This is a genomic window from Micromonospora sp. NPDC023966, assembly GCF_040639095.1.
Taxonomy (GTDB): domain Bacteria; phylum Actinomycetota; class Actinomycetes; order Mycobacteriales; family Micromonosporaceae; genus Micromonospora.
Genome location: NZ_JBEZZJ010000009.1, coordinates 107,433 through 124,159 on the forward strand (window position 1 = coordinate 107,433; position 16,727 = coordinate 124,159).

At 74.6% G+C, this 16,727-nt stretch carries 14 protein-coding genes and 2 pseudogenes; 12 read left to right on the forward strand and 4 right to left on the reverse strand.

Annotated elements, in window-relative coordinates; all coding sequences use genetic code 11:
• Positions 1-157: 157 nt before the first annotated feature.
• On the forward strand, positions 158-643 hold the full coding sequence (locus AB0F68_RS15105; RefSeq protein ID WP_357337537.1) for a hypothetical protein: 486 nt from the start codon (positions 158-160) through the stop codon (positions 641-643).
• A 325-nt stretch (positions 644-968) separates the two neighbouring features.
• Here the strand turns inward: AB0F68_RS15105 and AB0F68_RS15110 are convergent.
• Positions 969-1,340, reverse strand: a pseudogene (locus AB0F68_RS15110) (DUF4184 family protein); the annotation flags it as partial.
• Between the two features lie 64 nt (positions 1,341-1,404).
• Here AB0F68_RS15110 and AB0F68_RS15115 point away from each other — a divergent pair.
• Complete coding sequence (locus AB0F68_RS15115) at positions 1,405-1,746, forward strand: VOC family protein (protein WP_357337540.1); 342 nt, start codon at positions 1,405-1,407, stop codon at positions 1,744-1,746.
• A 215-nt stretch (positions 1,747-1,961) separates the two neighbouring features.
• Here AB0F68_RS15115 and AB0F68_RS15120 read toward each other — a convergent pair whose 3' ends face one another.
• Complete coding sequence (locus AB0F68_RS15120) at positions 1,962-4,307, reverse strand: DUF4153 domain-containing protein (RefSeq protein ID WP_357337543.1); 2,346 nt, start codon at positions 4,305-4,307, stop codon at positions 1,962-1,964.
• Between the two features lie 171 nt (positions 4,308-4,478).
• On the opposite strand from AB0F68_RS15120, the pseudogene AB0F68_RS15125 reads away from it, so the two are divergent.
• Positions 4,479-5,024: pseudogene (locus AB0F68_RS15125) on the forward strand (lytic polysaccharide monooxygenase); the annotation flags it as partial.
• A 41-nt stretch (positions 5,025-5,065) separates the two neighbouring features.
• On the opposite strand, the gene AB0F68_RS15130 reads toward AB0F68_RS15125, so the two are convergent.
• Complete coding sequence (locus AB0F68_RS15130; protein ID WP_357337546.1) at positions 5,066-5,374, reverse strand: hypothetical protein; 309 nt, start codon at positions 5,372-5,374, stop codon at positions 5,066-5,068.
• Between the two features lie 37 nt (positions 5,375-5,411).
• Positions 5,412-6,401 carry an L-glyceraldehyde 3-phosphate reductase gene (mgrA, locus tag AB0F68_RS15135; RefSeq protein WP_357337554.1) on the reverse strand — a complete coding sequence of 330 codons (990 nt, stop codon included), beginning with the start codon at positions 6,399-6,401 and terminating at the stop codon, positions 5,412-5,414.
• 113 nt (positions 6,402-6,514) lie between these two features.
• Between mgrA and AB0F68_RS15140 the strand changes: the two genes are divergently transcribed.
• The 9 genes from AB0F68_RS15140 to AB0F68_RS15180 all read left to right on the forward strand — a co-directional run bounded on the left by AB0F68_RS15140 (position 6,515) and on the right by AB0F68_RS15180 (position 16,678).
• Positions 6,515-7,483, forward strand: a complete 969-nt coding sequence (locus AB0F68_RS15140; protein WP_357337568.1) for an aldo/keto reductase — start codon at positions 6,515-6,517, stop codon at positions 7,481-7,483.
• 5 nt (positions 7,484-7,488) lie between these two features.
• Positions 7,489-7,986: a hemerythrin domain-containing protein gene (locus AB0F68_RS15145; protein WP_357337798.1), complete on the forward strand. Its 498-nt coding sequence runs from the start codon at positions 7,489-7,491 to the stop codon at positions 7,984-7,986.
• Between the two features lie 57 nt (positions 7,987-8,043).
• Positions 8,044-9,294, forward strand: a complete 1,251-nt coding sequence (locus tag AB0F68_RS15150) for a histidine kinase (protein WP_357337571.1) — start codon at positions 8,044-8,046, stop codon at positions 9,292-9,294.
• Positions 9,291-9,941, forward strand: a complete 651-nt coding sequence (locus tag AB0F68_RS15155; protein WP_357337573.1) for a response regulator transcription factor — start codon at positions 9,291-9,293, stop codon at positions 9,939-9,941. The genes AB0F68_RS15150 and AB0F68_RS15155 overlap by 4 nt, the downstream gene beginning before the upstream one ends.
• A gap of 76 nt (positions 9,942-10,017) precedes the next feature.
• A complete protein-coding gene (locus AB0F68_RS15160) occupies positions 10,018-11,112 on the forward strand; it encodes a hypothetical protein (protein WP_357337577.1) in 1,095 nt (364 codons plus the stop codon).
• A 48-nt stretch (positions 11,113-11,160) separates the two neighbouring features.
• Positions 11,161-12,606 (forward strand): magnesium chelatase, encoded by a 1,446-nt coding sequence (locus AB0F68_RS15165; RefSeq protein ID WP_357337579.1) that lies wholly within the window; start codon positions 11,161-11,163, stop codon positions 12,604-12,606.
• Positions 12,607-12,608: 2 nt separating this feature from the next.
• Entirely contained in the window at positions 12,609-14,561 is a 1,953-nt protein-coding gene (locus AB0F68_RS15170; protein ID WP_357337581.1) for a VWA domain-containing protein, read from the forward strand.
• An 867-nt stretch (positions 14,562-15,428) separates the two neighbouring features.
• Entirely contained in the window at positions 15,429-16,001 is a 573-nt protein-coding gene (locus AB0F68_RS15175) for a hypothetical protein (protein WP_357337595.1), read from the forward strand.
• Between the two features lie 200 nt (positions 16,002-16,201).
• Positions 16,202-16,678, forward strand: coding sequence for a hypothetical protein (locus AB0F68_RS15180; protein ID WP_357337801.1), 477 nt, complete (start codon positions 16,202-16,204; stop codon positions 16,676-16,678).
• Positions 16,679-16,727 lie beyond the last annotated feature (49 nt).

Sequence of the window (16,727 nt, forward strand, 5' to 3'; positions counted from 1 at the left end):
GTCAAGGTCCGCTTGACGTGGCGGGCCGGGCGGCGGCCCGCTCCCCAGAAGGGCGGGTCGATGGCAGACGGGATGGCGAGGGTCCTGCGCTTAGATTGCCATCGTCTCAGCACATCTGTAGGCAACCGGCCGGCCCGAAACGCGGCAGTATGACGGGGTGCCCGACCTCGTGTGGGAGGAAGTCAAGAACTTCTTCGACCCGGGCCTGATGGGTTCCCTGCCGGACCTGCGCGTCGAAGGCGCTTCGGTGGAGGACTGGCAGGCGGTGTTCGACCTTGTCCATACGCAGGGCTGGGCGTGGGAATACGCGGAGGGTGACACGGTCCTGCCGCTTCCGCCGGCAGCCGACGTGCTGGCCCGACCGCCGGGGGCCGAGTGCCCGAGCCTGCGGGTGTGGCCCGACCCCGGAGTCCTGGCGATCTTCCGCATGTACGCGGCGGTCGAGATCGACTTCGACGTCGACCTGCGGGAGTTGCAAGGTCAGGAACGGCTCGACCTGCTGTGTGGGTTCCTCGCCGTCATCGGCCGTCGGCTCGGAAAACCGGTCCTGATGTCTCCCGAGGGCGACTACCCGCATCCGGTGCTGGGGTTCGACGTGGCAGCGGATCGGGTGGTGCTGCTGGCAGATCCGCAGCTGCCCTGACGGCGGATGACGGCCGCGGCCGTCCGAGCAGTCCGGTCGCGGCAGCGCCGGCCATTAGGCCGAGTGCCAGCGCCCCGATGAGCCGGGCCCCGGTGGTGTGCCGCAGGAACGCGCCCGGTAGCCGCGCGGCGATCACCGCCCCGGCGGCGGTCACCGCGACCGCGACGGTCCAGAACAGCCCGGGCCGCGCCGGAGCGGACGGCGGCTCGCCGTGCCACGCCCGCAGCAGCCCGCGACGCCCGATGTGCCCGGCGAGGGCCAGCGCGGCCAGCGCGCCGAGCACGGTCGAGGCCCAGTCGAACAGCGGCGCGTGCTCGGTCAGGCGGTCCCACGCCTGGTGGGTCGCGGCCGCGAGCACGGCCGAGAGAGCGCTGACCGCCAGGCGGGGCCGGGACACGCCCAGCAGGCCGTAGTCGCGCAGGGCCAGCGCGGCGGGCCGGGACGGCAGGTGGGCGGCGACGGCCGGCGCGGCCCGGCGTACGAGCGCCGCGCAGAGCAGCGTCACGGGCAGGCAGAACAGCACCAGCCCGGCTGGCTGGTGGGAGAGCGGGAACACGGGCAGCCCCGAGCCGTCGAGGGCGTACGCGAGGTCCGGCGCGCCCGAGCCGACGACGAGGGCCACCCCGTCGAACCAGCCGGGCCGCCAGAGCTTGAGCGGCAGCGGCAGCGCGGCGTGTGAGGGGAACGTCAGCGGCACGGGCTCTTCTCTACACCAGTTCGCGGGTGCGGTGGAGGCCCTGCCTCATCCCTAGCATGGCCTTATGACCGTAGATCTGTTCGCGGGCCTGCCCGTCCGTGACTACCGCGCGGCGGTGGCCTGGTACGAGCGACTCCTCGGCGCCCCGCCGGCGTTCCTGCCGAACGACACCGAGGCGGTGTGGGAGCTCGCCGAGCACCGGTACCTGTTCATCGAGGTGCGGCCCGAGCACGCCGGGCACGCCATGCACACCGTCTTCGTCGACGACCTCGACGCCCGCCTCGCCCGGATCGCCGAGCGCGGCCTGACGCCGGCCGAGCGCGAGACCTACGACAACGGGGTCCGCAAGGCGATCTTCCGCGACCCGGACGGCAACGAGATCGGCTTCGGGGGCGGCCCGGCCTGACAGGGCCGGACGGGGGAGGCGCCCGCCCCCGACGCCTCCACCGGGGCTCAGCGCGGCTGGTACGCCTTCGGCAGGCGCATGCCCCGCTCGGCCATGAGGGTAGGTGCGGGTTCGGTGTCGGTCGTGGCCCTGACGTGAGGGGGCCGTGAACGTTCGCGGACGCGCAAGGTGTGCCGGCGGCCGGGCCACGGCGTTGCGCGGCCCGGCCGGCGGCATCACCGGCGGGACTTGGGCAGGTCGAACTGGTCGGCCCGACGGCAGTCCTTCGGGCCGCCGATCGCGCCCGGCCCGACCCGGTCGAGGGCCTGGCGGGCCCGGTGCCGGCCCAGGTTCCAGGCATACCAGGGGTCGGACTCCTCGAGGTCGTCGGCGATCCAGCTCAGCGTGCAGCGGCGTACCGGGTCGGGAAGCTCGGTCAGAGCGGGCGTGGCGTCGGCCGAGAGCGCCCGCAGGTACCAGGCGTCGATCTTGCCGGTCTGCTCGTACCGGAGGATGTTGCGCTTCGCCGCGTAGTCCTCGGGGTTCAGCACGGCCAGGCCGAGCAGCATCGCCACGGCCAGCGCCACCGTGGTGCCCGGGATCCACTTGCCCTGCCACCGCACGCCGGCGGCCAGGATCATCAGGAAGACCGCGCCGAGCAGCAGCTCGAACGCCATCACGAAGATCCGCTCGCCGGTGAAGCTGTAGACCTTCTGGTAGGTCCACATCCGGGACAGCGCGGACACCACGATCACCACGCTGAGCGCGCTGAGCAGGCCCAGCAGGACGCGCAGCAGCATGCGCTCGACCGGCCGCTCGCGGCTGGCCCAGCGGCTCACCCCGCCCAGCACGGCCAGGGTCAGCAGGGTGACGAAGAGGAGCTGCCAGAAACCGCTGCGGGCGTACTCGGAGTAGCTCAGCCCTGCGACCTTCTGCACGTGCCGCTGGCCGCCGAAGAGCACGGTGAACTGCACGATCACGAAGCCGGCGAACAGCAGCGTCAGCGCCCCGATGGCCGGCGCCCACTCCAGCACGCCGAGCCGGCGGGTGCTCGGCCGGTCCACGGTGGACAGGTCGGGCGGAGCGGCCAGGGTGTAGACCGCCGCGACGGCGATCAGCCCGCCGACCGCGGCCAGGAAGATCCAGCGGAACACCGTACCGACGTTGATCTCGGGCACGACGGCGTTCAGCACCTCGGAGAAGGCCGCGTCGGCCGAGGAGAGCAGGCTGCCGAAGACCAACAGCACCAGCACGGTGGCGACCACCGAGCCGGTGACCTTGCGGACCGTCCCGGCCTCGGGGGAGGCGGTGACGTGCCGCCGCACCCAGGGCAGGCCGCGGAACGCCGCGAACGGTGCGGCGAGCAGGCCGAACAGGATCGAGCGCACCAGCCGCCCGCCGACGATCGCGAGGGTGGCGCAGCCCAGCGCGCCGAGCACGCAGAACGTCACCAGCCACCAGGCGTTGCGGAAGGCCAGCACGGCGAGCAGAACCAGTGCCGCCGCCGCCCACCCGCCGCGGATCAGGCGCTCGGCGCGGGGCAGTCCGGCGGTACGCCGGCGCACGGCGACCAGCACGCCGAGGGTCAGCGTGAGCCAGCCCAGGAACCAGCCGATGCCGACCCGGCTCAGCGGCACGAAGAACGCGATGCCGAGCGCGCCGGCCAGCACCGCGAGCGGGACCGCCCGGCCGGTGGCCTGCTTCGGCCCGGGCCAGCGCGCGCCGAGGAACGAGGTCCGGGGCGTCCGTGGCCGGGGCGTCCAGCCGGGCGCGGGCGGGTAGCCGCCCCAGGGCTGCATCCCGTGCCCCGCACCGGGATACGGCGGAGCGACGGCTGGCGCCGGGCCCGCGGCGGGCGGCTGGACCGGGCCCGTGGCGGCTGGCTGGGCAGGGCGCGCGGCGGGCGGCTGAACCGGGCCTGCGGCGGGCGGCTGGACCGGGCCTGCGGCGGGCGGGGGCGCGGTCGTGCCGGTGGCCGTCGTCTCGGCGGCCCGGGTCGCGGCGGCCGGCGGCGCCGGGGTGGGAGCGGATTGCGGTTCGGCCGGTGCCGGCTCGGCCTCGGCGGTGGGCGGCCCGGCCGGCGTGGTGGCGCCGTCGGTCACCGTGCCGGTCTCGCCGTCATCGGACGCGGGCGCCACCGGCGGTTCCTCACCCGCTCGCGCCCGGCCGGGCACCGTGGCTTCAACGACCGCGCCCGTTGCGGGGGCTGCGGTCGTCGGCCCGGTCGCGCCGGCGGCCGGATCGGTCGCGCCGGGGCTCTCGACGGCCGGCGGGGTGGCCTGGGCGGGCACGCCCGGCGCGGGGACCATCAGCCGCGGCGCGGCAGGCTGCGCGGGGACCGCCGCGGGCTGTCCCTCGGCCACCGGCACCAGCGGCACGAACAGCGCGTAGCCGCGGGTGCCGGGCGGCACGACCACCGGGATCGCCCAGGCGGGCTGCCCTTCGGGGCCGGGCCAGGGCACCGCGGGCGGCGCGCCCGCCACGTCGGGCATCACGAGCAGGTGCGGCGGGAAGTCGGTCGGACCGTCCCCGGCCGCCGGGGCGGGTCGGGGTGAATCTGGCGTCTCTGGCGGCTCGGACACGCACGCTCCTTGATACGGGGTGCCGCCACTGTAGGGCCCGACCCCGGTCCGCCGCCGCCCCGACCGTCCGTTCAGTCAGCACGCGGAGCCGGCCGTGGAGGGCGGCGCACCGACGCGCCGATCGAACCTTTGCCGCCCCGCGCCCGTACCAGTGCCCGGGAGGTCGATGACATGGCCGTACGCCGAACGCTCGCCGCGCTCGCCGCCGTCGCCGCGACCCTGCTGCTCACCGGCGTGCCGGCGAACGCGCACGGTGCCCCCACCAGCCCGTTGAGCCGGGCCGCGGCCTGCGGTCCGGAGGGTGGCCGGGCGGACACGCCGGCCTGCCGGGCCGCGATCGCCGCCGGGGCCGCCGTGCGGGAGTGGGACAACATCCGGGTGGCCCGCATCGACGGGCGGGACCGGGGACGCATCCCCGACGGGGAACTGTGCGACGGCGGGCTGTCGGCGTACCGGGGGTTGGACCTGCCCCGGACCGACTGGCCGGCCACCACGCTCACGGCCGGCGCCCGGTACACCTTCCGCTACCGCACCACGATCCCGCACAAGGGCACGTTCCGGTTCTACGCCACCACCGGCTCGTACGCCCCGACCCGGCCGCTGACCTGGGCCGACCTGGAGGAGAAGCCGTTCCTCACGGTCACCGACCCGCCGATCCGGGACGGCGCCTACCAGATGCCGGGGCGGCTACCGGCCGGGCGCACCGGGCGGCACATCATCTACACGATCTGGCAGAACTCCAACACCCAGGACACCTACTACTCCTGCTCCGACGTGGTGTACCGGTCGCCCTCCGGCGGTGCGGCGTCCGCGCCGCGTACCGGCCGGTCGGCGCCGCCCCCGGCGAGCGCGGCGGCCCCGCGTGCCGTGCCGAGGGCCGCGACCGGCGGCGGGGCCGGCGACCCGGCGGCGGGGGTGCCGGTGGCGGCGGTGACCGACACCGGCTTCCCCCGGCCGCTGGTGGTCGGCGCGGCGGCCGGGCTCATCGTGCTGCTCGCGGCCCTGGTGACGCTGCGGCTGCGGCGGGCCGGCAATGTGCCGGCCGGCCGTGCGGCGTCCGCAGCCACCGCGCCGGCCGTCGCCGGATCTGGTGACCACCGGGCGTCAGCCCAGGTAGCGGTCGATCTCGGCCAGCTCGTCGACGCCGAGGTCGAGGTTGTTGAGCGCGGCGACGTTCCCCTCCAGCTGGGCCACGCTGCTCGCCCCGATGATCAGGCTGGTCATCCGCGGGTCGCGCAGCGCCCAGGCCAGCGCGAGCTGCGCCAGGCTCTGGCCGCGCCGCTCGGCGACCGCGGCGAGCCCGCGGATGGTGGCCATCTTCTCCTCGCTGAGGTCGCTCTCGTTGAGGAAGACGCTGGTCCGCACCCGGGAGTCGGCCGGGATGCCGCCCAGGTAGCGGTCGGTGAGCAGGCCCTGCGCCAGCGGGCTGTAGGCGATGCAGCCGGCACCGGCCTGCTCCAGCGTGTCCAGCAGCCCGTCGGCCTCGGTCCAGCGGTTGAGCATCGAGTACGACGGCTGGTTGATCAGCAGCGGCGTGCCCAGCTCGCGGAGGATCTCGGCGGCCCGGGCGGTCTGCTCCGAGTTGTAGTTGGAGATGCCGACGTAGAGCGCCTTGCCGGAGCGGACGGAGGCGTCCAGCGCGCCCATCGTCTCCTCCAGCGGGGTGTCCGGGTCGAACCGGTGCGAGTAGAAGATGTCGACGTAGTCGAGCCCCATCCGGCGCAGCGACTGGTCCAGCGAGGAGATCAGGTACTTGCGCGAGCCCCACTCGCCGTACGGGCCGGGCCACATGAGATAGCCGGCCTTGCTGGAGATGACCAGCTCGTCCCGGTACGGCTTCAGGTCGGTGGCGAGCAGCCGGCCGAAGTTCTCCTCGGCGGCGCCGGGCGGCGGGCCGTAGTTGTTGGCCAGGTCGAAGTGGGTGATCCCGAGGTCGAAGGCGCGCCGGACGATGTCCCGCTGCCGCTCGTACGGCCGGTCCGGCCCGAAGTTGTGCCACAGCCCGAGCGAGATGGCGGGCAGGCGCAGGCCGCTCCGGCCGCTGCGCCGGTAGATCATCGAGTCGTAACGGTCTTCGCTGGCGAGGTAGGTCACGTCCTCGACCCTAGTCGCGGGCCGGCGCCCGGGTCGGAGCGGAGGTGGCGCCTCCCGGCCGGTGCCCGCCGGAACGGGCGTGCCGCTCCGCCGGCTTGGGTAGCTTCGAGTCCATGCGCTACGTCCCGCTCGACACCCCCAAGCCCATCTCCAAGATCGGCCTCGGCACGTGGCAGTTCGGCTCGCGCGAGTGGGGCTACGGCCCCGACTACGAACGCCGGGCGGCCCAGATCGTCCGTCGGGCGCTCGACCTGGGCGTCACCCTCTTCGACACCGCCGAGATCTACGGCTTCGGCCGCAGCGAGCGCATCCTCGGCGCGGCGCTCGGCGACGACCGGGCCAAGGTCGTGGTGGCGAGCAAGATCTTTCCGGTGCTGCCGCTCGCGCCGGTGGTACAGCAGCGGGCGGTCGCCTCGGCCGCCCGGCTCGGCGTCACCGGCATCGACCTCTACCAGGTGCACCAGCCCAACCCGGTGGTCGCCGACACCACCACCATGCGGGGGATGCGCGCGCTCCAGGACGTCGGACTGGTCGGCGAGGTCGGGGTCAGCAACTACAGCCTGCGCCGCTGGCGGTTCGCCGAGGCCGCGCTGGGCCGCCGGGTGCTCAGCAACCAGGTCCGCTACAGCATGGTCGACCGCGGCCCCGAGAAGGACCTGATCCCGTACGCGGAGCAGGCCGGGCGGATCGTCATCGCGTACAGCCCGCTGGGGCAGGGCTTCCTCTCCGGCCGGTACGACGCCAGGAACCCGCCCGCCGGGGCGGTCCGGCGGGCCAACCCGTACTTCCTGCCGGAGAACCTGGACCGCGGCACCGAACTGATCGCCACCCTGCGCGAGGTGGCCGACGCGCACGACGCCACGCCCAGCCAGATCGCCCTGGCGTACCTGCTCCGCCACCCCACCGTGGTGGCCATCCCGGGCGCGTCGGGGGTGGAGCAGATGGAGCGCAACGCGGCCGCCGCCGAGATCGACCTGGCCGACGACGAGTACGCCGCGCTGGTCACCGCCGCCCACGCGTTCCGCCCGCTCACCGGGCTGGCCGCCGTACCCAAGATGATCCGCGCCCGCATCGGGAAGTGACCACCATGGACGACATCACCGCACTGATCCTCGACGACCACGCCGCCTTCCGCCGCGGCTTCGCCCGCCTCGACGACGCCCGCGAGCCGGCCGAACTGCTGGCCATCTGGGAGGCGCTCGCCCTGCACCTGGACATCCACGCCGAGGCGGAGGAGGCCATCCTCTACCCGCACCTGGTCAAGCACGGCGACGACGGCGCGGAGGAGACCGAGGACGCCATCGGCGACCACAACAAGATCCGCGACGCCATCGCCGAGTCGAAGCTGCACGAGGTCGGCTCGGACGCCTGGTGGGCGGCGGTCGGGCGGGCCCGCCGGGAGAACAGCGAGCACCTGGCCGAGGAGGAGGACGAGGCGCTGCCCGACTTCCGCCGGCACGCCGGCGTCGAGCTGCGGGCCGAGCTGGGGGCGCGCTGGCTGAGGTTCTACGGCGAGCACAAGAACGGGCGCAACCTGCCCTTCCGCGACAAGGACCCGGAGAAGTACGTCCAGGAGCACCGCTGATCGGATCTCCCCGTTGCGGGGGAGTCGGCGGACCGCTACCGGCGGCAGAATGACCGGGTGACGGTCCCGGTCGTGCTGGCGCCGCTGGTGCGCGGGAGCACCTGGCGGCGCGCTGTGTTCCTGCTCCTCGGCGGGGTGCTCGCCCTGCCGTACGCGCTGCTCACCGCGGCGTTCGCGCAACTGCTCGGCACCGGCGACGTGCCCCGCCCGGTCGGTGTCGGGCTGCTGCTGGTGGCCGCCGTGCTCGCCGCCGTGCCGGTGTTCCTGGCCGGCAGCCGGGCGCTGGAGATCGCCGCCGCCCGGGCGCTGCTCGCGGCCGACCTGCCCGAGCCCGCCCCGGGCCACCGGATCGACCGGGAGACCCGGTTGCGTGCCGCGCTCTGGATCGCGCTGCACCTGCTCACCGGTGCGCTGCTGCTGTTCGCGGCGATCAGCGCGTTCCCGATGGCGCTGGTCTTCCTCGCCGGGCTGGTCGGCGTGGACACCGGCGCCACCCCCGACGACCGCTTCGGCCCGTTCGACCCGGGCCACCCGGTCACGGCGGGACTGGCCGGGCTGGCCCTGCTGGTCGCGCTCGGCTACGCGGTCGCCGGGCTCGGCGCACTCGCCGCCTCGATGGCCCCGGTGCTGCTCGGCCCGGCGCAGGCCGAGCGGATCGCCGCCCTCGAGGCCCGGTCCGCCCGGCTGGCCGAGCGCAACCGGCTGGCCCGCGAGCTGCACGACTCGGTGGGGCACGCGTTGACCGTGGCGACCCTCCAGGCCGGCGCCGCCCGCGAGCTGCTCGACACCGACCCGGACTTCACCCGGCGGGCGCTGCGCGCCATCGAGGAGACCAGCCGCCGCGCCATGGACGACCTGGACCACGTGCTCGGGCTGCTCCGGGAGACCGAGGACGGGCGGGCGCCCGCACCCACCGTGCCGCAGGCCACCCTGGACGGGCTGGACCGGCTGGTCGCCGACACCCGGGCCGCCGGGCTGGCCGTGGACTCCCGGGTCAGCGGGGCGCTGGCCGACCTGCCCGCCGTGGTGTCCCGGGAGGGATACCGGATCGTGCAGGAGAGCCTGACCAACGCGGCCCGGCACGGCCGGGGGCCGGTGCAACTGCGGGTGGCCCTACCCGATGGAGGTCTGGAGATCGAGCTGGTCAACGGGCTGCGCGGCACCACCGGGCCGGGTGGCGGCGGGCGCGGCCTGGACGGCATGCGGGAGCGGGTGCTGCTGCTCGGCGGGCAGCTCACCGCCGGCCCGGAGGGCGACCGCTGGCGGGTCCGGGCCACCCTGCCGGCGCCGAGGGGGGAGACCGGGTGACCATCGACGTGCTGATCGTCGACGACGACGAGCTGATCCGGGTCGGCCTGCGGGCGATCGTGGACGCCCAGCCGGACCTGCGGGTGGTCGGCGAGGCCGCGGACGGCGCCGAGGTGCCGCCGCTGGTGGCGAAGCTGCGCCCGCGGGTGGTGCTCATGGACGTCCGGATGCCCGCCATCGACGGCATCCAGGCCACCCGGCGGCTGCTGGCCGCCTCCGCCGACCCGCCCCGGGTCCTGGTGGTCACCACGTTCGCCAACGACGAGTACGTCTACGAGGCGTTGCGCGCCGGCGCCAGCGGCTTCCTGCTCAAGCGGGCCCGCCCGGCCGAGGTGGTGGAGGCGATCCGGGTGGTGGCGGCCGGCGAGTCACTGCTGTTCCCGGCGGCGATCCGCCGGCTCGCCGGCGCGTACGGCGGCCGGGGCTCCGACGGGCTGCGGGCGGCCCGGCTCACCGAGCGGGAGGGCGAGGTGCTGCGGCTGATGGCCTCCGGGCTGTCCAACCCGGAGATCGCCGACCGGCTGGTGGTCGGCGTGGAGACGGTCAAGACGCACGTCGGCAACGTGCTGGCCAAGCTGGGCGTGCGCGACCGGACCCAGGCGGTGATCGCCGCGTACGAGTCGGGTTTCGTGGTGCCGACCGGCTGACCGCTCCCTCCGGTGGGGGAGGCGGTCCACCCCGGCGCGGGAGGGATCCGAGGCCCGGCCGGCCGAGGCTGAGGGCATGACGACAACGACCGTTTCCCCACCCCCTCGGGCCGCCCGGACGCGGCTCGACCTGGCCGCCCCGCTCGCCGCCGCCTGGCTCGGCGGCTGGGGCGTGCTCGCCCTGTTCTCGACGCTGACCGGCGTCGGCTACCCGTTCGGCGCCAACGACCCGCACGGCGGCGACGTCAGCCTGCTCCGGCTGGTGCCGGTGGACGTCGGCGCCCCACTCCTCGCCGGGGTGCTGCTGCTCGCGGCGGTCGCGGCGCTCGCCATGAGCGGCCCGGCGACGGTACGCCGGCCCGGCCTGCCCCGCACGCTGCTGCTCGGCTACGGCTGGGCGGTCGCCTTCGCGCTGACCGTGGTCGTCCCGGACGCCCGGGTGCTGGTCGTGCTCGGCTACCTGCCGATGCTGATCATCGGCGCACCGTTCGGCTGGCCGCCGGTCGACTACGGGCAGGTCTTCGACTGGCCGCTGGCCGCCCGGTGCGCCGCGCTCGTCGGCGGCCTCCTGCTGGCCGGGGCGTTGCTGCTCTGGCAGCGGCGGACCGCCGGTGCCTGCTCGGCCTGCGGGCGGGACGACGACGAGCGGGGCTGGATTTCACCCGCGTCGGTCGCCCGCTGGGGGCGCTGGGCCGCCTACACCGCCGCCGTCATCCCGTTCTGCTACGCCCTCACCCGGTTCGCCTGGGCGGCCGGCATCCCGCTGGGCATCTCCCGGGACTTCCTCGCCGAGATGCAGGAGACCGGGCTGGTCTGGGCCGGGGCAGGGCTGGGCGGATTCGCCACCGTCGGGGCGATCCTCACCCTCGGGCTGGTCCGCCCCTGGGGCGAGCGGTTCCCCCGCTGGATGGTGGGTCTGGCCGGCCGGCGGGTGCCGATCAGGCTGGCGGTCGTCCCCGCGACGCTGGTCGCGGTGTCGGTGACGGCGGCCACGCTCGGGCTGATGAGCAACCCTGACTTCTGGCGGATGACCGGCGGGTTCAGCCTCGCCTCGGCGCCGATGCTGCTCTGGCCCCTCTGGGGCGTCGCGCTCGGGGCGGCCACCCTGGCGTACCACCTGCGGCGGCGGGGCGCCTGCGCCCGCTGCGGGCGGCCCGACCCCCGTCCGTGACGGTCCGGCCGTCCGGAAGGCGGCGCGCGGTCACCCGGCCGAGATAGCGTGGGTCGGGTGACTGCGCCCAACCAGGTTCCCCCGGTCCCGCCCGTCGACCTGCCCGGCACGCTCGGCGAGCTGCGGGCCTCCGGCCACGACTACCGCACGGTCAAGCAGGAACTCCGCGACAACCTCCTCGCCCGGATGCGCGCCGGCGAGGAGCGCTTCCCCGGCATCGTCGGCTACGAGGACACGGTGCTGCCCGAGGTCGAGCGGGCCCTGCTCGCCGGCCACGACATGGTGCTGCTCGGCGAACGCGGCCAGGGCAAGACCCGGCTGATCCGCTCGCTCGGCGCGCTGCTCGACGAGTGGACCCCGGTGATCCCCGGCTCGGTGCTCAACGAGCACCCGATGCACCCGCTCACCCCGGCGTCCCGCGCCCTGGTCGCCGAGCGCGGCGACGACCTGCCGATCGGCTGGCTGCACCGCTCGATGCGGTACGGCGAGAAGCTCGCCACCCCGGACACCAGCGTCGGCGACCTGATCGGCGACGTCGACCCGATCCGGCTCGCCCAGGGGCGTACCCTCGGCGACCCGGAGACCATCCACTTCGGACTCGTGCCCCGCACCAACCGGGGCGTCTTCGCCGTCAACGAGCTGCCCGACCTGGCCGAACGGATCCAGGTGGCGCTGCTCAACGTGCTGGAGGAGCGGGACATCCAGGTCCGCGGCTACCAGCTCCGGCTGCCGCTGGACCTGCTCCTGGTGGCCAGCGCCAACCCGGAGGACTACACCAACCGGGGCCGGATCATCACCCCGCTCAAGGACCGCTTCGGCGCGGAGATCCGCACCCACTACCCGCTCGACCTGGAGCTGGAGCTGGCCCTGATCCGGCAGGAGGCCGACCTGGTCGCCACCGTCCCCGAGCACGTGCTGGAGGTGCTCGCCCGGTTCGCCCGCGCCGTCCGCGAGTCGCCGTCCGTGGACCCGCGCTCCGGCGTCTCCGCCCGGTTCGCCATCGCCGCCGCCGAGACCGTCGCCGCCGCCGCGCTGCGCCGCGCCGGCCTGCTGGCCACCTCCGCCCAGGAAGCTCCGGTCGCCCGGGTCGGCGACGCCGTCTCGGTGACCTCCACCCTGCGCGGCAAGGTCGAGTTCGAGAGCGGTGAGGAGGGGCGGGAGATCGAGGTCCTCGGCCACCTGCTGCGGACCGCCACCGCCGAGGCGTTCCGGGACCGGCTGGCCGGGCTGGACCTCTCCGGGTTCACCGCGCTCGTTGCCGAGGGCGGCGAGATCGAGACCGGCGAGCTGGTCTCCTCGGCCGAACTGCTCCGCCAGGTCGGCACCGTGCCTGGGCTGGCCAAGGTGCTCGACCGGCTCGGCCTCGGCGACGCGCCCACCCCCGCGGAGGCCGCCGCCGGCATCGAGTTCGTCCTGGAAGGGCTGCACCTCACCCGCCGCCTGGGCAAGGACGTCACGGAGTCCGGGCGCACCGTCTACGGCGGCCGGGGCTGACCATGGCCGGCAACCGGTTCCGGTACGGGCAGTGGCGCGGCGGGCCCGACCCGCTCGCCCCGCCGTACGACGTACGCGCCGCGGTGGACGCGGTCGGCGCAGAGGTCCTCGCCGGCGGCAGCCTGCGGGAGTCGCTGCGCGACCTGCTGCGACGCGGACCGCAGGGGCGGGGCGGCCTGGACGACCTGGCCGCCCGGGCCCGCCGGCTGCGCCGGGAGGCGCTGCGCCGGGGCGACCTGGACGGCGCGGTGACCCGCGCCCAGGCGCTGCTCGACCAGGCCCTCGCCGCCGAGCGGGAGGAGCTGCGCGGGCGGGACGGCGACGACGCCCGGTTCGCCGAGGCGGTGCTGGACAACCTGCCCCGCTCGACCGCCCGGGCCGTCGAGGAGCTGTCCGGCTACGACTGGGCCAGCGACGAGGCGCGGCAGAGCTACCAGCGGATCCTCGACGGGCTACGCGGCGACGTGCTGGAGCAGCGCTTCGCCGGCCTGCGCGACGCGGCGCGGGCCGCCGCCGACCCGGCCACCCAGCGGCAGCTCGCCGAGATGATGCGCGACCTCAACGACCTGCTCGCCCGGCACGCCCGGTCGGAGGACACCACCGACGCGTTCGCCGAGTTCATGCGCCGGCACGGCGAGTTCTTCCCGGAGCGGCCGAAGGACGTCGACGAGCTGGTGGACGTGCTGGCCCGGCGCTCGGCGGCCGGCGAGCGGCTGATGCGGTCGCTCTCCGACCGGCAGCGCGAGGAGCTGGCCGGGCTGATGCGCCAGTCCCTCGGCGAGCAGTTGGCCGGGGAGCTGTCCCAGCTCGACGCCCACCTGCGGTCGCTGCGCCCCGACCTGAACTGGCAGCGCGGCGAACGGGTCCGCGGCGACCAGCCGCTCGGCTACGGCGAGGCCACCGGCGCGCTCGGCGAGATCGCCGAGCTGGACGAGCTGCTCGACTCCCTCGACCAGGACCACCCCGGCGCCACCCTCGACGACGTCGACGTCGACGCGGTCGCCCGGACGCTGGGCCGGGACGCCGCCGACGACGTACGCCGGCTGCGGGAACTGGAACGCGAGCTGCGCCGGCAGGGCTGGGTGACCCGGGACGCCGAAGGGCTGACGCTCAGCCCGAAGGCGCTGCGCCGGCTCGCCGGGACCGCCCTGCGCCGGGTCTTCGCCGACCTGACCGCCGGTCCTCGCGGCCAGCACGACCTGCGCTCCGCGGGCGCGGCCGGCGAGGTGAGCGGCGCCTCCCGGCAGTGGGAGTACGGCGACGAGCAGCCCATCGACGTGGTGCGCACCCTCACCCGCGCGGTCCGCCGCGCCGGCCCCGGGGTGCCGGTGCAGCTCGCGGTCGAGGACTTCGAGGTGATGGAGACCGAGCGGCGGGCGTCGGCGGCGGTGGCCCTCTGCGTCGACCTGTCGTACTCGATGATCTCCCAGGGGCGCTGGGGGCCGATGAAGCAGACGGCGCTGGCCCTGTCGCACCTGATGGCGACTCGCTTCCCGCAGGACGCCCTGCAGATCGTCGGGTTCGGCCGCGAGGCCATGCCGCTGACCCAGCAGGAGCTGGCCGCGGTAGAGCCGGACATGGAGCAGGGCACCAACCTCCAGCACGCGCTGCGGCTGGCCGGGCGGCACCTGCGCCGGCACCCCGGCGCCGAGCCGGTGGTGCTGGTGGTCACCGACGGCGAGCCCACCGCTCACCTCGACCCGGAGGACGGCGAGGCGTACTTCCACTGGCCGCCGCTGCCGGAAACCATCGAGGCGACCATCCGCGAGGTGGACAAGCTGACCCGGTACGGCGCCACGCTCAACCTGTTCATGCTCGGCGACGACCCGGGCCTGCGCCGCTTCGTGGACGCGGTGGCCCGCCGCTCCAAGGGCCGGATGTTCACCCCCGACCTCGACGACCTGGGCGAGTACGTCGTCTCCGACTACCTCCGCGCCCGCCGCGGCCCCCGCTGACCGCTTGATCCACTCCGACTCGGAATGGTGGCGGTGTCCGGGTGAGCCGGACACCGCCACCTGGCCGGGCCTCCGCGCCACGGCTGCTTGATCGACTCCGGCTCGGCGTGGTGGGTGTCCGGGTGGGCCGGACACCGCCACTTGGCGGGGCGCCTCCGCGCCGCACGGCTGCTTGATCCACTCCTGCTCGGCGTGGTGGGGGTGTCCGGGTGAGCCGGACACCGCCACCTGGCCGGGCCTCCGCGCCACGGCTGCTTGATCGACTCCTGCTCGCCGAGGTGGCGGTATCAGCGCGTGCCTAATGCCCCCACCTCGGCGATCTGGAGTCGATCACGCCCGTTCGGCCGGCCGCCCGGTGGGCGGGGCCGTTGCCGAGCTGGCAGGCCAGGGGCGGACCCCGTTCTGGGGTGAATGTCCGGTTCCCGCCCGTGCTTCGGCGATGAGTGGAACGCCATGTATGTCTCCGCCGGCCGGTGACCTCCATAGCGTTCCACCGACGGGGTCGGCCTGGGCGGGGTGTCCGGTTCGTGGGTGGTCGGCGGCACTCTGACGGCGGAATGGCGGGCGGCCGGGGGTCGTTGTATCCGGGTGAACGGCCGAGGAAGACGCCCCGCCCAGCGGGGTGACCGGCCCCCAGGGGCTGCCCGCCGAGGTCGGTGCGCTGAGCCGGGAATGATGGTGGGCGGCCGGTCGTTGTACATGGTCCCGGCGCGACGAAGCGGCCTCCGGCCCCGCGCGCTGGATGATCCCCCAAGACTTTCGCTCGACCCCCCAAGGACTTTTTGAGCGCCTGACGGTGCTTGCGCACACCCCCCAGCCGACCCCCGTCGGCGTGTGTGCGCCAACCCCCGAATGGAGCTAACCCCCATGAACACGATGCTGCGTAAGAGCGTGCTCGGTATTGCTGGTCTGGCTTTCACCGGTGGTGTGTTCGCCGGTCCGATCGCCGCCCACGCCGAGCCGGTGCACGACAGCAAGCCGGCTGCGGTGGCGGTGCAGGGTGACAAGCTGATCCCGCACGGTGTGCAGGGCGCCCAGTCGAAGATCGCTCTGAACGACGAGCAGACCGCCAACGCCAAGGCGATCATCGCCGCGACGAAGAAGGCCGGTCTCCCGGAGCGGGCCGCGGTCATCTCGATCGCCACCAGCCTGCAGGAGTCGAAGCTGGAGAACCTGGGCCACCTCGGCGACAAGAATGACCATGACTCGCTGGGCCTGTTCCAGCAGCGCCCGTCGAGCGGTTGGGGTTCGCCGGAGCAGATCACCGACCCCGAGTACTCGACGCTTGCGTTCCTGAAGGGTCTGAAGCAGGTCGACGGCTGGCAGGACATGCCGCTGACCGACGCCGCGCAGACCGTGCAGGTCTCGGCCTACCCGGACGCCTACGCCCAGTGGGAGCGGCAGGCCGCCGACATCGTCGCCCACAACTGGAACAGCTGATACAAGCAAACAACGCTGGCCGGCACCCCGACACGGGTGCCGGCCAGCGGCGTTTCCGGATCTTGGCGACTTGCTCTCAGCAAGCAGCGAACGGCAACTCGCCGAGATCAAGAGCGGCGAAACGCCCCGTCCGGGTGAAGAGGGCGGCGTAACCGCGGTGCGGTTGTCGGGAGCGGGGGTTGGATGCGGGCATGGACGAGGTGGACGCCGCGGCGCTGCGGCGGGCGTACGAGTCGGTGCTCGCGGAGGTGGACGCGGGCGGGTTCGGGCCGCCCCCCGACGGGGAGTTGAGCGCCGAGCAGATCGTGGCGCACCTCGCCGCCAGCGACGAGCTGATGAGCGAGGCGACCGAGGCGGTGCTGGTCGGCTCGCCGTTCGCCTACTACGACCTGGAGACCATCCACCGGCCGCAGCTCGACGCGCTGGTCTCGGAGTGCGGCGGGCTGGACGGGCTGGCCACCCTGCTCCGGGCCACCAGCCAGAAGCTCTGCACGCTCGCCGAGCGGCTCGGCCCGGCAGCCGAGACGCCGGTCGACACCGTGCTGCGGGAGGGCTTCGACCTGGACGTGGATGAGTCCCTGCCCTGGGGTCGGGCCCTCGACCTGCACACCCGAGTCCATCTGCCCATGCACCTGGCCCAGCTCCGCGCCCTCCGCCGGCAACCCCACCTCGCCTGAACCCGCCGAGCCGCAATCACACCGACCCACCCCACCGCGCCTGACCCCA